Raw genomic sequence first — 15482 nt, forward strand, 5'->3', positions numbered from 1 at the left:
ACCCATCTCTCTGATAATTCTATTCTCATTGTTTTAACGACCTATCATAAAACCAAACATCAACTATGAGTTTAAACTTAAATTTGAGTTCCAGGATCGTACTTAATAAAGTACCAAAAGAATTTTATAATCCCAAAACAGCTGTAGAACGTTCAGAACTTACCCAGAGGGAAAAAATCCCAACAAGTATATTCCCGAGTGAGGAAGAGGGTACCAAGCGTATTGCAGACGCAATAGAAACTGAAATCAAATCACAGGCAAAGTTAGGAAAAGATTGTGTGCTCGGACTCGGTACAGGACAGTCTCTGACCCATATCTATGAGGAACTTGTCCGCCGTCACCAGGAAGAGAAACTAAGTTTCAAGAATGTCGTAGTCTTCAATGCTTACGAATACTTTCCGCTCAATGGGAACAAGCACAGCAGTATCCAGCAGTTGCGTGAACGCTTTTTCAATAAAGTAGATATACCGGAACAGAACATCTACTCTTTAGACGGAACGATTCCTCAAGATAAAGTTCAGGAACAATGCCGCCTTTATGAGCGGCGTATCCAAGATGTGGGAGGAATAGATATTATGCTGTTAGGTATAGGCCGCAGCGGGAACATTGCCGCAAATGAACCAGGCAGTATGATGACCTCTGCAACCCGGCTGATCCTTATTGATGCCATGTCCCGCCAGGAGATGACCATGAGCTTCGACGGTCAAAACCAAGTTCCGCCCTGTTCCATTACTTTAGGGATCGGAAACATTCTGGCTGCAAGAAAAATATTCCTGGTCGCCTGGGGTGATGACAAGGCAGATATCATCAAGAATACGGTTGAAGGTCCTCTTAAGGATACCATCCCTGCCTCGTATCTGCAAACACATAATGATGCTCATGTGATCGTAGACCTGGCAGCTGCTGCCAAACTCACACGACTGGAGCACCCATGGCTGGTGACATCTTGTGAATGGAGTGATCAGATGATACGTGCTGCCTTGGTCTGGTTATGCGGTGTAACTCACAAGCCGATTCTTAAATTAACCAACAAGGACTATAACCAAAACGGGCTCTCTGACCTGCTGGCTTTATATGGATCCGCTTACAATGCCAACATCAAAATATTCAATGACTTACAGCACACCATCACCGGATGGCCTGGAGGCAAGCCTAATGCAGATGACACCTATCGTCCGGAACGGGCAAAACCTTTCCCCAAACGTGTGGTAGTGTTCTCTCCGCACCCGGATGATGATGTAATTTCCATGGGAGGAACCATACGCCGGTTGGTCCAGCAAGGACACGAAGTGCATATCGCTTATGAAACATCCGGCAACATCGCTGTCAATGACGAAGAAGTGACCCGGTTTATGCACTTCATCAATGGTTTTAACCAAATATTCTGCGGTGATAAGGACCAGGTCATCAAAACCAAATATCAAGAGATCAAGAAATTCCTGGCAAACAAGAAAGAAGGAGATATTGATACGCGTGATGTCCTGGACATCAAAGGACTCATCCGGCGCGGAGAGGCACGCACGGCATGTACCTATAATGGAATACCCCTTGATCATGTCCATTTCCTCGACCTTCCATTTTATGAAAGTGGCCGTGTAGAAAAACTGCCTATGACCATCAAGGATGTGGATATTGTCCGGAAATTCCTGCAACAGGTACAGCCCCACCAGATCTATGTGGCCGGTGACCTTGCTGATCCTCATGGTACTCACCGCAAATGTACGAATGCCGTATTGGCTGCCATTGACCTCGAAGAACAAGAGCATGCTAAATGGCTCAAAGACTGTCGCGTCTGGATGTATCGTGGTGCATGGGCTGAATATCCTGTAGAGAATATAGAGATGTGTGTGCCGATGAGTCCTGAAGAACTTCGTGCAAAGCGCAACGCCATCTTAAAGCATGCTTCACAAGGAGATTCTGCTCCATATCTGGGCAATGACGAACGGCTTTTCTGGCAACGGGCTGAAGACCGTAACCGTGCGACGGCTAAACTCTATGATGATCTGGGACTGGCATGCTATGAGGCCATGGAAGCTTTCGTGGAATACCACCCACAGACCTACGACAAATAACCAAAAGGTTCAATTCTTAAATCATGTTGTCTTGGCAGTTAGCACTGCCAAGACCTCTTGTTTTCTATAGCTGAGATTCCTATTCAAATGTCACTCGTCTTGATGAAAGACCAAGAAGGGGAATCTATCATCAACTTTTTTAATTCCATAACAAATATCTAACATACAGATTATGACTATCCAATCCACAAAGCCATATATAATCGGACTTGATCTGGGAGGGACTAATTCGGTCTTCGGAATCGTAGATTCCCAAGGAAAGATCATTGCCAGTACCTCCATCAAGACACAAGCCTACAACAAAGTAGAAGACTATCTGCAGGCATCTATCGCCGCTCTTCAACCAATGATAAAATCCGTTGGCGGGATCGGGGAAATCCAATCCATGGGCATAGGAGCCCCCAAAGGTAATTTCTATCACGGAACGGTAGAATATGCAGCCAACTTGGTCTGGGCGCATGACCGTATCGTCCCTCTGGCACAATTATTCTCTGAACATCTGGATCATATCCCCGTAGCGTTAACGAATGATGCCAATGCAGCAGCCTTGGGTGAGATGACCTATGGTGTGGCACGGGGAATGAAAAATTTCATTGATATCACATTGGGTACAGGTGTAGGATCCGGTATTGTAGCCAACGGCCAACTCCTATATGGGTGCGATGGATTTGCTGGCGAACTGGGACATACCATCATGGATTTCAGCAAAGATGCCCGTTTATGCGGCTGTGGCCGCAGAGGTTGCCTGGAAACTTATTGCTCTGCAACGGGAGTAGTCCGGACAGCACTCGAATTCTTAAAGACCAGTACAGAAGCAAGTTTGCTACGCCATCTCAAACCGGAAGAGTTAACCTCACTCGATGTCAGCCTCGCCGCAGAGAAAGGCGATCCACTTGCACAACGGGTATATGATTTTACTGGAGCCATGCTCGGAAAGGCTTGCGCTAATTTTACGACCTTCTGCAGCCCGGAAGCCTATGTCTTTTTCGGTGGTCTCACTAAGGCCGGTGATCTACTCATGAAACCGCTTCAAGAGACTTACAATCAATATGTCCTGAACATGTATAAGGGAAAGGCTAAATTTCTGATCAGCTCTCTTCCCGGAAGTAATGCTGCCGTACTTGGAGCTTCCGCTGTGGGAAGAGCATTGAACTCATAAGGTCACCCTCGCCGGCATGACCCATCAGCGTCAGCAGGTCAGACGACCATTCTTTTCCAACAGAAGACGATTCATACCCTGTCGCCTCATCAGATCCCATCAATAAAGATTATGAAAAAACTTTTTGTCCCTCAGCTTACACACATCCCGAAAAGAGCTGTAGAAATACCAGAAATATTCAATCAAGAAAACATACGATGTCAACCCATTGACATCGTAAACTGGCCCGATCATCCCCATCATCCCTCAGTTTGTTTTCGCATCGCCCATTCAGAAGATACCATATATCTCCATTATCACGTAACGGAAGATGATATACGCGCCATTGCTTCCCAGGATAATGGACCGGTCTGGGAAGATTCCTGTTGTGAGTTCTTTTCTCAGTTTGAAAAGGGTGGCATCTATTATAATATGGAATGCAACTGCATCGGGACTCTCCTGATCGGTGCCGGAACGAACCGTGAAGGACGGGAACGGGCTTCCGCAGATATTTTAAGAAGCGTAGACCGCTGGTCTTCCAACGGTCGTCATCCCTTCACAGAGCATTCAGGATCCATAACATGGGATATGGCATTGAAAATTCCTGTAAGTGCCTATTTCAAGCACCATCTGCAGTCTGTCTCAGGAACTGTTATCTATGCCAATTTCTATAAATGTGGAGATAAGTTGAAGAAGAGCCATTATCTCTCATGGAATCCCATAAGTACCCCTGCTCCCGACTTCCATCAACCTCACTTCTTCGGTGAATTAGATTTCGAATGATCCTATTCCTATCGGTCAATCACAAATACCACTTATCTTATCTTGACCACACCGTGCGATCCACGTAATCGAAGACCCGCTGTGTAGCTCCGGCCAGACTTTTCACGAATGCGCCGGCAGCTTCTCCGGCTCTTTTCAATGCAGACTGATCTGCCAGGAAAGTATTCATAACATGCTCAAAGTCTTCGTAGGAATGAATCTCAAATCCACCACCCGACCTGAGCAATCCCTGAGCCTCACGGAATTTCTTATTGTTCGGGCCAAAAATGACCGGCACGTTCCAGACCCCAGCCTCCAGAGTATTATGAATTCCAACGCCAAAACCACCCCCGATATAAGAAACATCCGCATAACGGTAGATACCTGAGAGAAGTCCGAAGCAATTTACAATCAGACATTCAGCCCGGGAGGCTTCTTCAGGAGTCGTCTCCGTATAGTAAACCGTACGCCGGTCAAGTTTGGACTGGATCTGTTCCAGATGATCATGAGATATGACATGAGGAGCGATGACCAGCCGCCAATCCCGATGTTCATTAAAGAACCGGATAAAAATATCCTCATCTGGCGGCCAACTGCTACCTGCGACGAACACCTTATACCCTTTTTTGAAAGCCTCTACGACAGGAAAAGGCTTTGCTGCCTCCTTGATCTGGAGGACACGGTCAAAACGGGTGTCACCCACAATGTCCACATCCTTGATACCGATCATCGCCAGCAAATCCTTGCTTTTCTGGTTCTGGACGAAAAGACGGGTAAAGCACTCCAGGACATGGGCATAGATACAGCCATACCATCTGAAAAAGATCTGGTTCTTGCGAAAAATACTGCTTACACTATAAGTAGGTATATTCCGCTTCTTGAGAATAGAAAGATAATTCCGCCAGAATTCATACTTGATGAAAAAGGCCATTACCGGATTTACCAATCTGAGAAAGCGCCTCGCATTCAAAGGTGTATCTAAAGGAAGATAGCAAATAATATCAGCACCTTTATAGTCCTTGCGTACCTCATATCCGGAAGGAGAAAAGAAAGTCAACAGTATTTTATATTCCGGATGGGCCTTACGAATAGACTCCATGAGTGGACGCCCTTGTTCAAATTCGCCAAGAGATGCAGCATGAAACCAGATATACTTAGCGTCAGGATCTACCTTCTCTTTGAGAATATCGAAAGTATGGTGCTCACCACGCCACATTTTCTTGACTTTCACATTGAACAGACTTTCAATAGCTACACCCAAAGAATAAAGATAGAGGAAAAAATTATACATGTCGGATTTTATTTACCTACAGTGTTTATTTCAGTATTTCTATAGCACGCCGTAAACGCCTGATGCTCTCCTCCTTACCCAGGAAGGCAGAGATATCAAACATTCCAGGACCCTTGCCTATTCCCACGAGAGCCAGGCGGAACGCATTCATCACATCCCCCAGTTTATACTCTTTCTCGCGGATCCATTCCATCACTTTAGCTTCCTGTCCTTGAACAGAAAAATCATCGATTCCCTGAAGGACATCGACCAACTCCATCATCTGTTTTGCAGAATAATCTTTCCAGCGTTTCCGCACCGTTTTAGGATCATATTCTGCGGGAGCGATGAAGAAAAAGGCACACAGAGGCCATAAGTCCTTTACAAAATCGACACGGTCCTTCATCATACGCACAACCTCCGTAATACGATCCGGAGTTTCCTTCACCCCATGTTCTGCCACAATCGGGGCGAAACTTTTCTCAATCTCCTCATCGCTCTTACGAAGCATATATTCATGATTGAACCATACTGCCTTTTGATAGTCGAATCGGGCTCCCGACTTTGAACACTTGCTAATGTCAAACAGACGGACCAGTTCATCCAATGAGAAAATTTCCTGCTCCGTTCCCGGATTCCAGCCCAGCAAAGCCAGGAAATTAATGACCGCTTCAGGAAAATAACCACTCTCCCGAAAACCGGAAGTGATCTCTCCCGTTTTGGGATCATGCCATTCCAGCGGAAATACCGGGAACCCGAGGCGGTCCCCATCCCGCTTAGACAACTTTCCTTTCCCTTCCGGTTTCAACAGAAGCGGCAGATGGGCAAAACAAGGCATTTCATCTTCCCAGCCAAAAGCACGATAGAGCAAGACATGTAATGGAGCACTCGGAAGCCACTCCTCTCCCCGGATCACATGGGTAATTTCCATCAGATGGTCATCTACGATATTCGCCAGGTGATAAGTCGGAAGTTCATCCGCACTCTTGTAAAGGACCTTATCATCAATCCTTTCACTTTTGACACACACATCTCCACGGATCATATCACTGACATGCACGTCCAGGCCCGGATCAACCTTAAAACGGACCGTATGTTCTGTACCGGAATCCAGAAGACTTCTTACTTCACTGTCCGTCAACGTCAAGGAATTACGCATCTGCATACGCGTATGACTATCATACTGGAAGTTCTTCACCTCCTTGCGTTTTTCCTCCAGTTCTTCAGGCGTATCAAAGGCATAATACGCCTTCCCCTTATCCAGCAGGATCTGAACATATTTCTTATAAATCTCACGACGCTCACTCTGCCGATAAGGTCCATACTGTCCACCAAAGTCCACGCCTTCATCAAAGCCGATACCCAGCCATCTGAAAGATTCAAGAATATATTCTTCCGCCCCCGGAACAAAACGATGAGTATCTGTGTCTTCAATCCTAAAGACAAAATCGCCCTGATGCTGACGGGCAAAGAGATAATTAAACAAAGCAGTACGCACTCCGCCAATATGTAAGGGACCTGTTGGACTTGGTGCAAAACGCACCCTGACTTTTCTTCCAGCCATCATAATGAAATCTACCTAACAATTATTTTCGTGCAAAATTAATATTTTTTTCCGAATATTGCAATTTTTTTCGTACTTTCGCAAAGTATAATACGATATTACAGGACACCATGAATCTATTCAAGAAAAAAGAAGAGCACTATTGGCGCAATTTCTTCACGCGGGCCGGGCTCGTCATTGCGACGGTAGCCATCATTGTATGGTTCCTGCCACGTAATGAAGGCAGACAGTTCCAGTATGATATTGGCAAGCCATGGATGTATGGATCCTTTATTGCTAAATTCGATTTTCCGATCTACAAAACGGACGAGACGATTCAACGGGAAAGGGACTCACTGCTCAGGCAGTTCCAGCCTTATTACAATTATAATTCTCAAACCGAAAGAGACAACATCCATAAATTCCTTAGTGATTTCAAAGATGGCATTCCTGGTCTTCCAAGGATCTATATATCAATTGTTGCCGGACGACTCCATCAACTCTACCAGACAGGCATTATGAACACTCCGGAATACAACACGATTTACAAGGATTCCACTACCATGATTCGTGTCGTCAACGGTAAGCAAGCTCAAAGTACACCAGTCCGTCATATTTATTCCACACTTGCTGCGTATGAGCAATTGTTTATGAATGAACAATTAAGTAAGGAACGCAACATCCTGCAACGTTGTAATCTGAATAATTACATCGAGCCCAATCTGATCTATGACAAAAACCGGAGCGAGACCGAGAAGAATGATTTACTCAGTGGAATTCCATTAGCCAGTGGTATGGTGCTAAGCGGGCAAAAGATCATTGATCGCGGCGAAATCATCAATGACTATGACTACAGGGTGCTCAATTCCTACGAGAAAGAGATGAAACGCCGGAGTGCAACAAAGGAAGAGTTGACCACAACTATTGTCGGACAACTGATCTTCGTTTTTATTCTGGTCATGCTCTTCACTCTATATCTGATCTTATTTAGAAGAGATTATTTTGAAAAGACCCGGAACATCCTGATGCTCTACTCCATGATCGTCATCTTTCCCATTCTGACATCTCTCATCATCAAGCATAATTTCCTCAGCGTCTACATCATTCCCTTTGCTCTCGTACCCATCTTTGTCCGGGTCTTCCAAGACTCCCGGACCGCCTTCGTCACTCATGTCACCATGATTCTCATCTGTGCCGCTGCTGTAAAATATCAGTATGAGTTCATCATCGTCCAATTGACTGCGGGAATGGTAGCCATCTACTCATTAAGAGAACTTTCCAACAGATTACAGGTGATTAAGACGGCGTTTCTCATCACAATAGTCAGCATAACGGTATACTTCGCTCTTGATCTCATGCAAAGCAATGAAGTGATGAAAATGGACCGTAGCATGTACACCTACTTTATTATCAACGGAGTACTTTTGCTACTGGCCAACCCTCTGATGTATCTCATTGAGAAAACGTTTGGCTTTGTCTCCGACGTCACTCTCATCGAACTTTCAAACACGAATAAAGGAATCCTGCGGCGGCTCAGTGAGGTCGCGCCTGGCACTTTCCAACATTCCATCACCGTAGGAAATCTGGCCGCGGAAATAGCTAATAAGATTGGAGCAAAGAGTCTGTTGGTACGTACCGGAGCTCTATACCATGATATTGGCAAAATCACTAATCCCGTATTCTTCACCGAGAATCAATCAGGAGTAAACCCACACGATAAAATGGGTTATAAAGAAAGTGCACAGATTATCATCAGCCATGTCTCAGAGGGAATGAAAATCGCTGAACAGATCAACCTGCCGAACATTGTCAAAGATTTTATCGTCACACACCATGGTACGGGAATTACAAAGTATTTCTATGTAAAATACAAGAATGAACATCCTGACGAAGATGTAGACCCGGCTGATTTTCAATATCCAGGACCAAATCCATTCACTCGTGAACAGGCTATTCTGATGATGGCCGATACGGTGGAAGCTGCTTCACGGTCATTACCGGAATATACTGAAAAAAGTATTACCGATCTGGTTAACAAACTGATTGATGATCAGGTAGAACAGGGATTTTTCAAGGAATGTCCTATTACCTTTCGGGATATTGCACAAGCTAAACAGGTGCTTATAGAAAGACTTAAGGCGATCTACCACACGCGCATCTCCTATCCGGAACTGAATCAGCCCAAACAGGAACGGACCAGTTCATCTGACAGGAATGTATCTCAAAGCAGTCCTGAAACGGAAAAAGGACCTAATGACTCACAACTGGACGTAAAAGGACGATACTTGACGGGAAAGGAAAAAACAAGACCCTCAAACTAAACCGGAAGAGAGGTCATAATCCTCTATGAAGGCTGCCCCGGCCATTCAGAAAAGCACATTCCTTATGGATTAATAAAATACTTCTTTAAAGAAAAACAGATGCACCCTCTTCATCTGTGTAAGAGATAAAAGAGAACGCCTTTTCTGCACAAAATAGTTTTTTTGTGCAGAAAACCAGTCCTTTCGAGTTAACATTACTTAAATAATCAGTCTGTTATTAGGAAAACAAGAACACTTCTTGTAACTTCGCGACCAATTTATTTTCAATTATTAAGATGAATAAAATAAAATTAGCCGTACTGGCCTTATGCTGTCCTTTAGTCATGACTATTCCTGCAGATGCAGGAGGACTGCTCACAAACACAAATCAGAATATTGCTTTCAACCGGAATATGGCTCGCGACGGAGCAATTGGCATTGATGGAGTCTATAGTAATCCTGCAGGAGTAGCTTTTCTCCCCAAAGGATTGCATTTATCTTTCAATATTCAAAACGTCTACCAGACGCGGACGATCATGAGTGGCATGACCGTACCTGCTTTAAAGGGCACACCATATTACCAGCCCTTCAAATTATACGGTGGGGACAACAACGGTATAAAACAATTCCAGGGAAAAGCCGCCGTCCCTATCATACCAACATTCCAACTCGCACTCAACTACAATAAAGTGGGGTTCCAACTCGGATTCTTCGAAAGCGGTGGTGGTGGCCAGTGTACTTTCAATCGGGGCTTAGGTTCTTTTGAACGACAGGTAGCACTGATTCCAGCATTATTGTACAGCCAGGGCTTCCAGACTTCACAGCCGGGATATAGTGTAGATAGTTATATCAAAGGCCAGCAATATGTTTTCGGCCTTCAGTTTGGTGGAACCTATAAGTTCAATTCACATCTCGCCGTCTTTGGAGGCTTCAGATTCAATTATGCTTTCAACCACTATCAGGGGAACATAACCAATATCTCAGCCGAGATCAATGGAACACAAGAAAACTTGTATAATTATTTCGGACAACAGGCAGACACTTACAACCAGATGGCTTTTTACTATAAAATGCGATCTACAGAACTTACTGATCCGACTCAAAAAGCACAATACGAAGCCTTATCACAAAAATATGCACAAGGTGCCCAGCAGATGAGTACCACACAAGACCAGTTCGCAGATAAATATCTGACGTGCAACCAATATGGCTGGGGGATTACCCCGATCATCGGCATTGATTACAAAACCGGGAAATGGAATTTTGCCACAAGACTGGAATTCACTACTCATTTTAATATTGAAAATGACACCAAACGTGATGACACCGGACTCTTCACGGATGGGGTCAACACACCGAATGACTTACCCGGAATCTGGACTGCAGGTGTTCAATACTCAGTCCTTCCGAATGTACGCATAATGGGCAGTTATCACTATTATTTTGACAAGGATGCAAAGATGGCTAATGACAAACAGAAACTCTTGGGTGGTAACACTATGGAGTACTTATGTGGCGCTGAATGGGACATCACCAAAAACCTGCTTGTGAGTGCTGGCTGCCAGCGCACACAATATAATCTGGGTAATGGAGCATACCTTACCGACATGAGTTTTGTAACCAGCAGCAACTCTTATGGCTTTGGAGCGAAATTCAAGGTAATGAAAAATGCCAGCGTGAATATTGCCTATTTCTTCACGGACTATGGACATAAGAAAAAGGAATATGACCAGACCATTACTGAAGGTGGACAGGAAGTACAAGTCCATAACAGTGATGATTTCACCCGGACAAACAAAGTACTTGGCGTAGGAGTGGACCTTGATTTATAAACCAGGAAGGTCAACTGCCATTTATGAACCTCACCATCAAGCCATTCCAGGTTTCATGGTGAGGTTTTCTGAAATGGACTTCATGGGCATTCTCCTACAAAGGATCCACATCATAGTAAATCATTAACGCTCCATAGCGGGAGTCCTTCAACATACTATTTCTAATCTGTTTGAGACATTCGCGGACACGCTTCTGGTCTATACCATTCTCAAGTTTAATAACCAACTTCCTTATCTCCATCCCACTAACACGTGCCACCGCAGGCTTATCCGGTCCTAACACCCGATCCCCGAACCAGGCATGGAGTTGTCTGCCCATTTCTCCTGCAGCCTGCTGGACGACCTCTTCTTTCCGGTGCTTTAAAAACACATTAATAAGCCGGTAAAAGGGAGGATAATGAAAAGCCTTCCGCTCAGAAATCTGACTCTTATAGAAACCTCTGTAATCATGATGGACAACCTGCTGGATTACCGGCAAACCGGGATTCCTGGTCTGTAATAATACCAGTCCCTGCCGGTCCTTCCTCCCTGCTCTGCCACTCACTTGGGACATCATCATAAAGGCATGCTCGTAGGCGCGGAAATCCGGATAATTAAGCATCGTATCAGCATCCAGGATGCCGACCACGCTCACATGGTCAAAATCCAGTCCCTTGGAGACCATCTGGGTTCCAATGAGAAGGTTCGTCCTGCCGGCAGCAAAGTCATTGATGATCCGTTCATAAGCATGACGCGTCCGTGTAGTATCAAGATCCATGCGGGCGACACGAGCCTCGGGAAAAAGATCCCTCACCTGATCTTCTATCTTTTCCGTACCATAACCGATTCCCTTCAGTTCGGTACTGCCACAATTGGGACAGACAGCAGGAATCTGATACGTTGTGCCACAATAATGACAAACCAACTGATTAAGGTTCTTATGAAGGGTTAATGAGACGTCGCAATGAATACATTTAGGAACCCATCCGCAAGCCCCACATTCGATCATTGGCGTAAAACCTCTCCGGTTCTGAAAAAGGATAACCTGCTCTCCTTTCTCCAAGGCTTCACGTATGGCAAGCAATAAAGGTGGAGAAAACGGACCCGTCATCATCTTACGATGCTTCAGATCTTTCACATCTACCACCTGGATTTCAGGCAACTGGATATTCTGATAACGCGTCTTGAGGGTTACCAGCCCATACTTCCCTCTTTGAGCATTATAATAGCTTTCCATTGAAGGTGTAGCCGTTCCCAGCAACGTCTTTGCACCATATATTCCGGCCATTACGATGGACACGTCACGGGCATGATAGCGCGGAGCAGGATCCTGTTGCTTGAAAGAAGTTTCCTGCTCTTCGTCAATGATAATCAGTCCTAAGTTGTGAAAGGGCAGGAAGACAGCACTCCGTGCACCCAATATCACCTCATAGGGATGGGCAGACAATTGTTTTTCCCAGATCTCTACTCTTTCTGCATCACTGTATTTTGAATGATAAATACCGAGTTTACTGCCAAAGATTCGTTGCAATCTTTCCATCATCTGGACGGTCAAGGCGATTTCAGGCAAAAGGTAGAGTACTTGTTGATGCTTTTGAATGGCTTCAATAATAAGATGAATATAGATTTCTGTTTTCCCGCTGGAAGTAACACCATGGAGTAGCACGACATTCTTTTCTTTCCACCTCTCATGTATCTCCTCAAAAGCGGTTTGCTGTACTTCGTTCAAAGGCAGGACTCGCTCAGGATGCTCCTCTCCAGAATGGTTTAGTCTCCCTACCTCTTTCTTATACAATGACAGGATGCCGCGATCAGCCAGTGCTTTAACTTGTGCCAAAGTACAATGGCAGGAATTCATTAGTTCTTCTCGGGTGATCTCAACCACCGGTTCACGAGGAGTAGTACCCTCCAGGGTATCCCAATGAGACAAAGCAAGGTATCCGATAAACACCTTTTGCTGACGTACGGCCCGGGACAACAGGTTCAAGACAACATGTAAAGCTGCTTCATTCCTGTAGGGTTCTGCCAGTCCTACATAGAGCTCCAGCTTGGGCTTATACTTGTCCAGGCTCTTAAGCCCGGAGGGCATCGCTACGGAAAAGATTTCACCGAGTGGAGAAATATAATAATCAGAAATCCATTGCCATAACCGGAGTTGACCTGGAAGCAGAACCGGTCTGCTGTCTAAGACCTCCAGGATGGGTTTACATTTAAATGCCGGTTGATCATCATGTAATCTTGCTACGATGGCGACATATCTCTTACTACGGCCCAGAGGTACGAGCACCCGCTCACCGACTTGAATCTTTCCCGTGAATTTCTCGGGAACGAGATAAGTAAAACAGCCGTCTAATGGCAAGGGTAATATGACATTAACAAATTTCATACACTGCAAAGATAAGAAGAAAAAAGCAGATACTCACAACATCAGTATCTGCTTTTTTCTACACTTCCCAACTCACCATCAAACTCTACAAGGGCTAGAAATAATATGCCAGCGCAATTTGCCAGCTATTATTATGACTTTTATCCTGCATGACATTGTTCTCAATTGTCTTCAAATCAGCATCAGCTGACTTTCCGCAGGCAACATTATAATTAGCAGAAACCTGAAGATGTTTAAAAAGGGTCGTTCCAAAGCCAAAATTAACACTAAAATCAGAATTCTTCAAGGAATAGCTTGAGCCGTCCTCCCATTTGAAGTTCTTGTTTCCAACATTAATTCCCCACTGGGGACCAGCATAAAGATAGAGATTTGCCATACTGCCTAATCCCCAGCCATAACGAAGATTGACAGGAAGCGTGATCTGCTGCTGCTTGACCGTCACCTTTTCAGACAATAAAGTATTGTCTTTTGCATCCACTTTGGCAGAACGATAATCATACAAGGCAGAAGCGTCCACTCCCAGTCCCGGTAAAGGAAGAGAGATCTTCATCGTGGGACCGAAAAACCACCCGGTACGATTGGAGGCATCAAACACGTTTTCACTAAATGACATATTCGTCACGTTTAATCCTCCCTTTACTCCATACTTGATCTGGGCCATAGTCGGAGTTGTACACAACAGTGCAACCATACAAACTATAACTGAATAAAACTTTTTCATATTAATACTTAAAATTTAAATAACTAATTAACTATTGATCAACTCTAAACTCATTCTCTTCATTCACAGTAAGCACTTTATCCTCTAAAACAAGTCAGAATAATCTGAAAGAACAACTGAAACTTTAAAGCTTTTGACTAAAAGAAAAAGTTCGAAAACACCATATTCTTAAACATAACAAGATAAACAGAAAGAGCATCTCTGTGTAAAACTAAAGTTAGAAGCCCATCTCCTCTCTCCTGAAGAATTACAAAAAGTTCAGGGAAGAAGTAAACGACCAGACGAACATATACAAATGAAGGGTTGCTCATGAATAAGAACAACCCTTCATTTTATGCAATATTAATATTCGTCTTCATTCCATAGAAAATCCTCTTTCGTGGGATAATCCGGCCAAAGGTCTTCAATACTTTCATAGACTTCGCCATCATCTTCTATCTCTTTTAAATTTTCCAGAACTTCATCAGGAGCTCCGGAACGTATAGCATAGTCAATCAACTCATCTTTTGTTGCTGGCCAAGGCGCATTTTCCAATTTGGAAGCTAATTCAAGTGTCCAATACATAGCATCATCTCCTTTACTTATTTTGCGTGCAAAAATAATAAATTTCTAATAAACAGCAAGTAATAATGACATTATTTTTCTGATTATTTATCAATAAAACTTAAAATGTAAGAGATCTTTAATAAAAAAACGCCTATCATTCTCTTTATGCTCCATAAAAGTCCTGTCTTTAAGGAGCAAAATCAAAAATCAACAATAAAATTTTGTTTTGACTTGGTATGATCAAAGAATATGATTCCACAATCATAAAGATCATACGTAACACAGGGTAAAGGATCAGAAATGATCTGTTTCCAAAGATGTCTGTTTTTCCTGTTACCGTGTATTCCTTCAAGTATCAACACAGAATGCTGATTCGATAAACGTAAGAGTTCTTTATAAACCAAAAGATATTTTTCAGAAAGAGGCAGACAAGCTACATCAAATGTTTGCAATTGATTTAAGAGAACAGATAATTCATCCTTAGAATCAACCGTCATAACAGAAGTAAACAGACAACCTGCATGAATATAATGACCATAAATTCCGGAAGAAGGGAGATCAAGAATCCATGACCCAGGTTGTAGAGCATTTGCAATACGAAAATAGAGTTTTCCCAATTTTCGAGAACGATAGTCGACCTTCGGAAACTGTATTTTCAAATCGGCATAGTCATAATAGGGATAAGTCTCATTAACCACATATCTGATAAAATGATATGCAGAAGGAGACTGGACCCCAAAACCATGTATGTGCTTCCATCTCCACACCCTGGAAAAGAAATTCCTTATCCGATATGACATGCCCTGACATGAAAAGGGGCCCGGGATGCAGTATCCTGCTTCCCGGGCCCCTCTCTTCCTTTTCTTTCCTTATTCTTGATAAAAAGGAGGCGGCTGCCTACTCTCCCGCATTGCATTGCAGTACCATCGGCGC

The 15482-nt window shown here is 43.9% G+C and carries 11 protein-coding genes; 5 read left to right on the forward strand and 6 right to left on the reverse strand.

Annotation, left to right across the window (positions count from 1 at the left end; genetic code table 11):
- The first annotated feature begins 65 nt into the window (after positions 1-65).
- The 3 genes from ACYRYG_RS08855 to ACYRYG_RS08865 all read left to right on the forward strand — a co-directional run bounded on the left by ACYRYG_RS08855 (position 66) and on the right by ACYRYG_RS08865 (position 3993).
- Complete coding sequence (locus ACYRYG_RS08855; protein ID WP_293416495.1) at positions 66-2072, forward strand: glucosamine-6-phosphate deaminase; 2007 nt, start codon at positions 66-68, stop codon at positions 2070-2072.
- A gap of 172 nt (positions 2073-2244) precedes the next feature.
- Complete coding sequence (locus tag ACYRYG_RS08860; protein ID WP_293416497.1) at positions 2245-3231, forward strand: ROK family protein; 987 nt, start codon at positions 2245-2247, stop codon at positions 3229-3231.
- Positions 3232-3342: 111 nt separating this feature from the next.
- On the forward strand, positions 3343-3993 hold the full coding sequence (locus ACYRYG_RS08865; protein WP_293423958.1) for a carbohydrate-binding family 9-like protein: 651 nt from the start codon (positions 3343-3345) through the stop codon (positions 3991-3993).
- 37 nt (positions 3994-4030) lie between these two features.
- Here the strand turns inward: ACYRYG_RS08865 and ACYRYG_RS08870 are convergent, their stop codons facing one another.
- Positions 4031-5263 carry a 3-deoxy-D-manno-octulosonic acid transferase gene (locus tag ACYRYG_RS08870; protein WP_293416501.1) on the reverse strand — a complete coding sequence of 411 codons (1233 nt, stop codon included), beginning with the start codon at positions 5261-5263 and terminating at the stop codon, positions 4031-4033.
- Positions 5264-5288: 25 nt separating this feature from the next.
- The gene (gltX, locus tag ACYRYG_RS08875; RefSeq protein ID WP_460198013.1) at positions 5289-6806 is read right to left on the reverse strand and encodes a glutamate--tRNA ligase; all 1518 of its coding nucleotides are present in this window, start codon (positions 6804-6806) and stop codon (positions 5289-5291) included.
- Between the two features lie 110 nt (positions 6807-6916).
- On the opposite strand from gltX, the gene ACYRYG_RS08880 reads away from it, so the two are divergent.
- Together ACYRYG_RS08880 and ACYRYG_RS08885 are read left to right on the forward strand one after the other, a co-directional pair.
- Positions 6917-9106 (forward strand): HD family phosphohydrolase, encoded by a 2190-nt coding sequence (locus tag ACYRYG_RS08880; protein ID WP_293416503.1) that lies wholly within the window; start codon positions 6917-6919, stop codon positions 9104-9106.
- Positions 9107-9381: 275 nt separating this feature from the next.
- Complete coding sequence (locus ACYRYG_RS08885) at positions 9382-10917, forward strand: hypothetical protein (protein ID WP_293416505.1); 1536 nt, start codon at positions 9382-9384, stop codon at positions 10915-10917.
- A gap of 94 nt (positions 10918-11011) precedes the next feature.
- On the opposite strand, the gene priA is transcribed toward ACYRYG_RS08885, so the two are convergent.
- The 4 genes from priA to ACYRYG_RS08905 all read right to left on the reverse strand — a co-directional run bounded on the left by priA (position 11012) and on the right by ACYRYG_RS08905 (position 15166).
- On the reverse strand, positions 11012-13282 hold the full coding sequence (gene priA, locus ACYRYG_RS08890; protein WP_293425252.1) for a replication restart helicase PriA: 2271 nt from the start codon (positions 13280-13282) through the stop codon (positions 11012-11014).
- Positions 13283-13376: 94 nt separating this feature from the next.
- Positions 13377-14003: a porin family protein gene (locus ACYRYG_RS08895; protein WP_293416509.1), complete on the reverse strand. Its 627-nt coding sequence runs from the start codon at positions 14001-14003 to the stop codon at positions 13377-13379.
- Between the two features lie 342 nt (positions 14004-14345).
- A complete protein-coding gene (locus ACYRYG_RS08900) occupies positions 14346-14567 on the reverse strand; it encodes a DUF2795 domain-containing protein (RefSeq protein ID WP_460198014.1) in 222 nt (73 codons plus the stop codon).
- Positions 14568-14749: 182 nt separating this feature from the next.
- Entirely contained in the window at positions 14750-15166 is a 417-nt protein-coding gene (locus ACYRYG_RS08905; RefSeq protein WP_293416511.1) for a hypothetical protein, read from the reverse strand.
- Positions 15167-15482: the final 316 nt, after the last annotated feature.

The sequence above is a fragment of the Segatella asaccharophila genome (genome assembly GCF_054687055.1).

What these genes read in the sequence shown, in the direction of transcription:
- priA (WP_293425252.1), bottom strand. Translation starts at nt 13,282, where the DNA reads ATGAAATTTGTTAATGTCATATTACCCTTGCCATTAGACGGCTGTTTT.
- ACYRYG_RS08885 (WP_293416505.1), top strand. Translation starts at nt 9,382, where the DNA reads ATGAATAAAATAAAATTAGCCGTACTGGCCTTATGCTGTCCTTTAGTC.
- ACYRYG_RS08865 (WP_293423958.1), top strand. Translation starts at nt 3,343, where the DNA reads ATGAAAAAACTTTTTGTCCCTCAGCTTACACACATCCCGAAAAGAGCT.
- ACYRYG_RS08870 (WP_293416501.1), bottom strand. Translation starts at nt 5,263, where the DNA reads ATGTATAATTTTTTCCTCTATCTTTATTCTTTGGGTGTAGCTATTGAA.
- ACYRYG_RS08895 (WP_293416509.1), bottom strand. Translation starts at nt 14,003, where the DNA reads ATGAAAAAGTTTTATTCAGTTATAGTTTGTATGGTTGCACTGTTGTGT.
- ACYRYG_RS08855 (WP_293416495.1), top strand. Translation starts at nt 66, where the DNA reads ATGAGTTTAAACTTAAATTTGAGTTCCAGGATCGTACTTAATAAAGTA.
- ACYRYG_RS08880 (WP_293416503.1), top strand. Translation starts at nt 6,917, where the DNA reads ATGAATCTATTCAAGAAAAAAGAAGAGCACTATTGGCGCAATTTCTTC.
- ACYRYG_RS08860 (WP_293416497.1), top strand. Translation starts at nt 2,245, where the DNA reads ATGACTATCCAATCCACAAAGCCATATATAATCGGACTTGATCTGGGA.
- gltX (WP_460198013.1), bottom strand. Translation starts at nt 6,806, where the DNA reads ATGGCTGGAAGAAAAGTCAGGGTGCGTTTTGCACCAAGTCCAACAGGT.
- ACYRYG_RS08900 (WP_460198014.1), bottom strand. Translation starts at nt 14,567, where the DNA reads ATGTATTGGACACTTGAATTAGCTTCCAAATTGGAAAATGCGCCTTGG.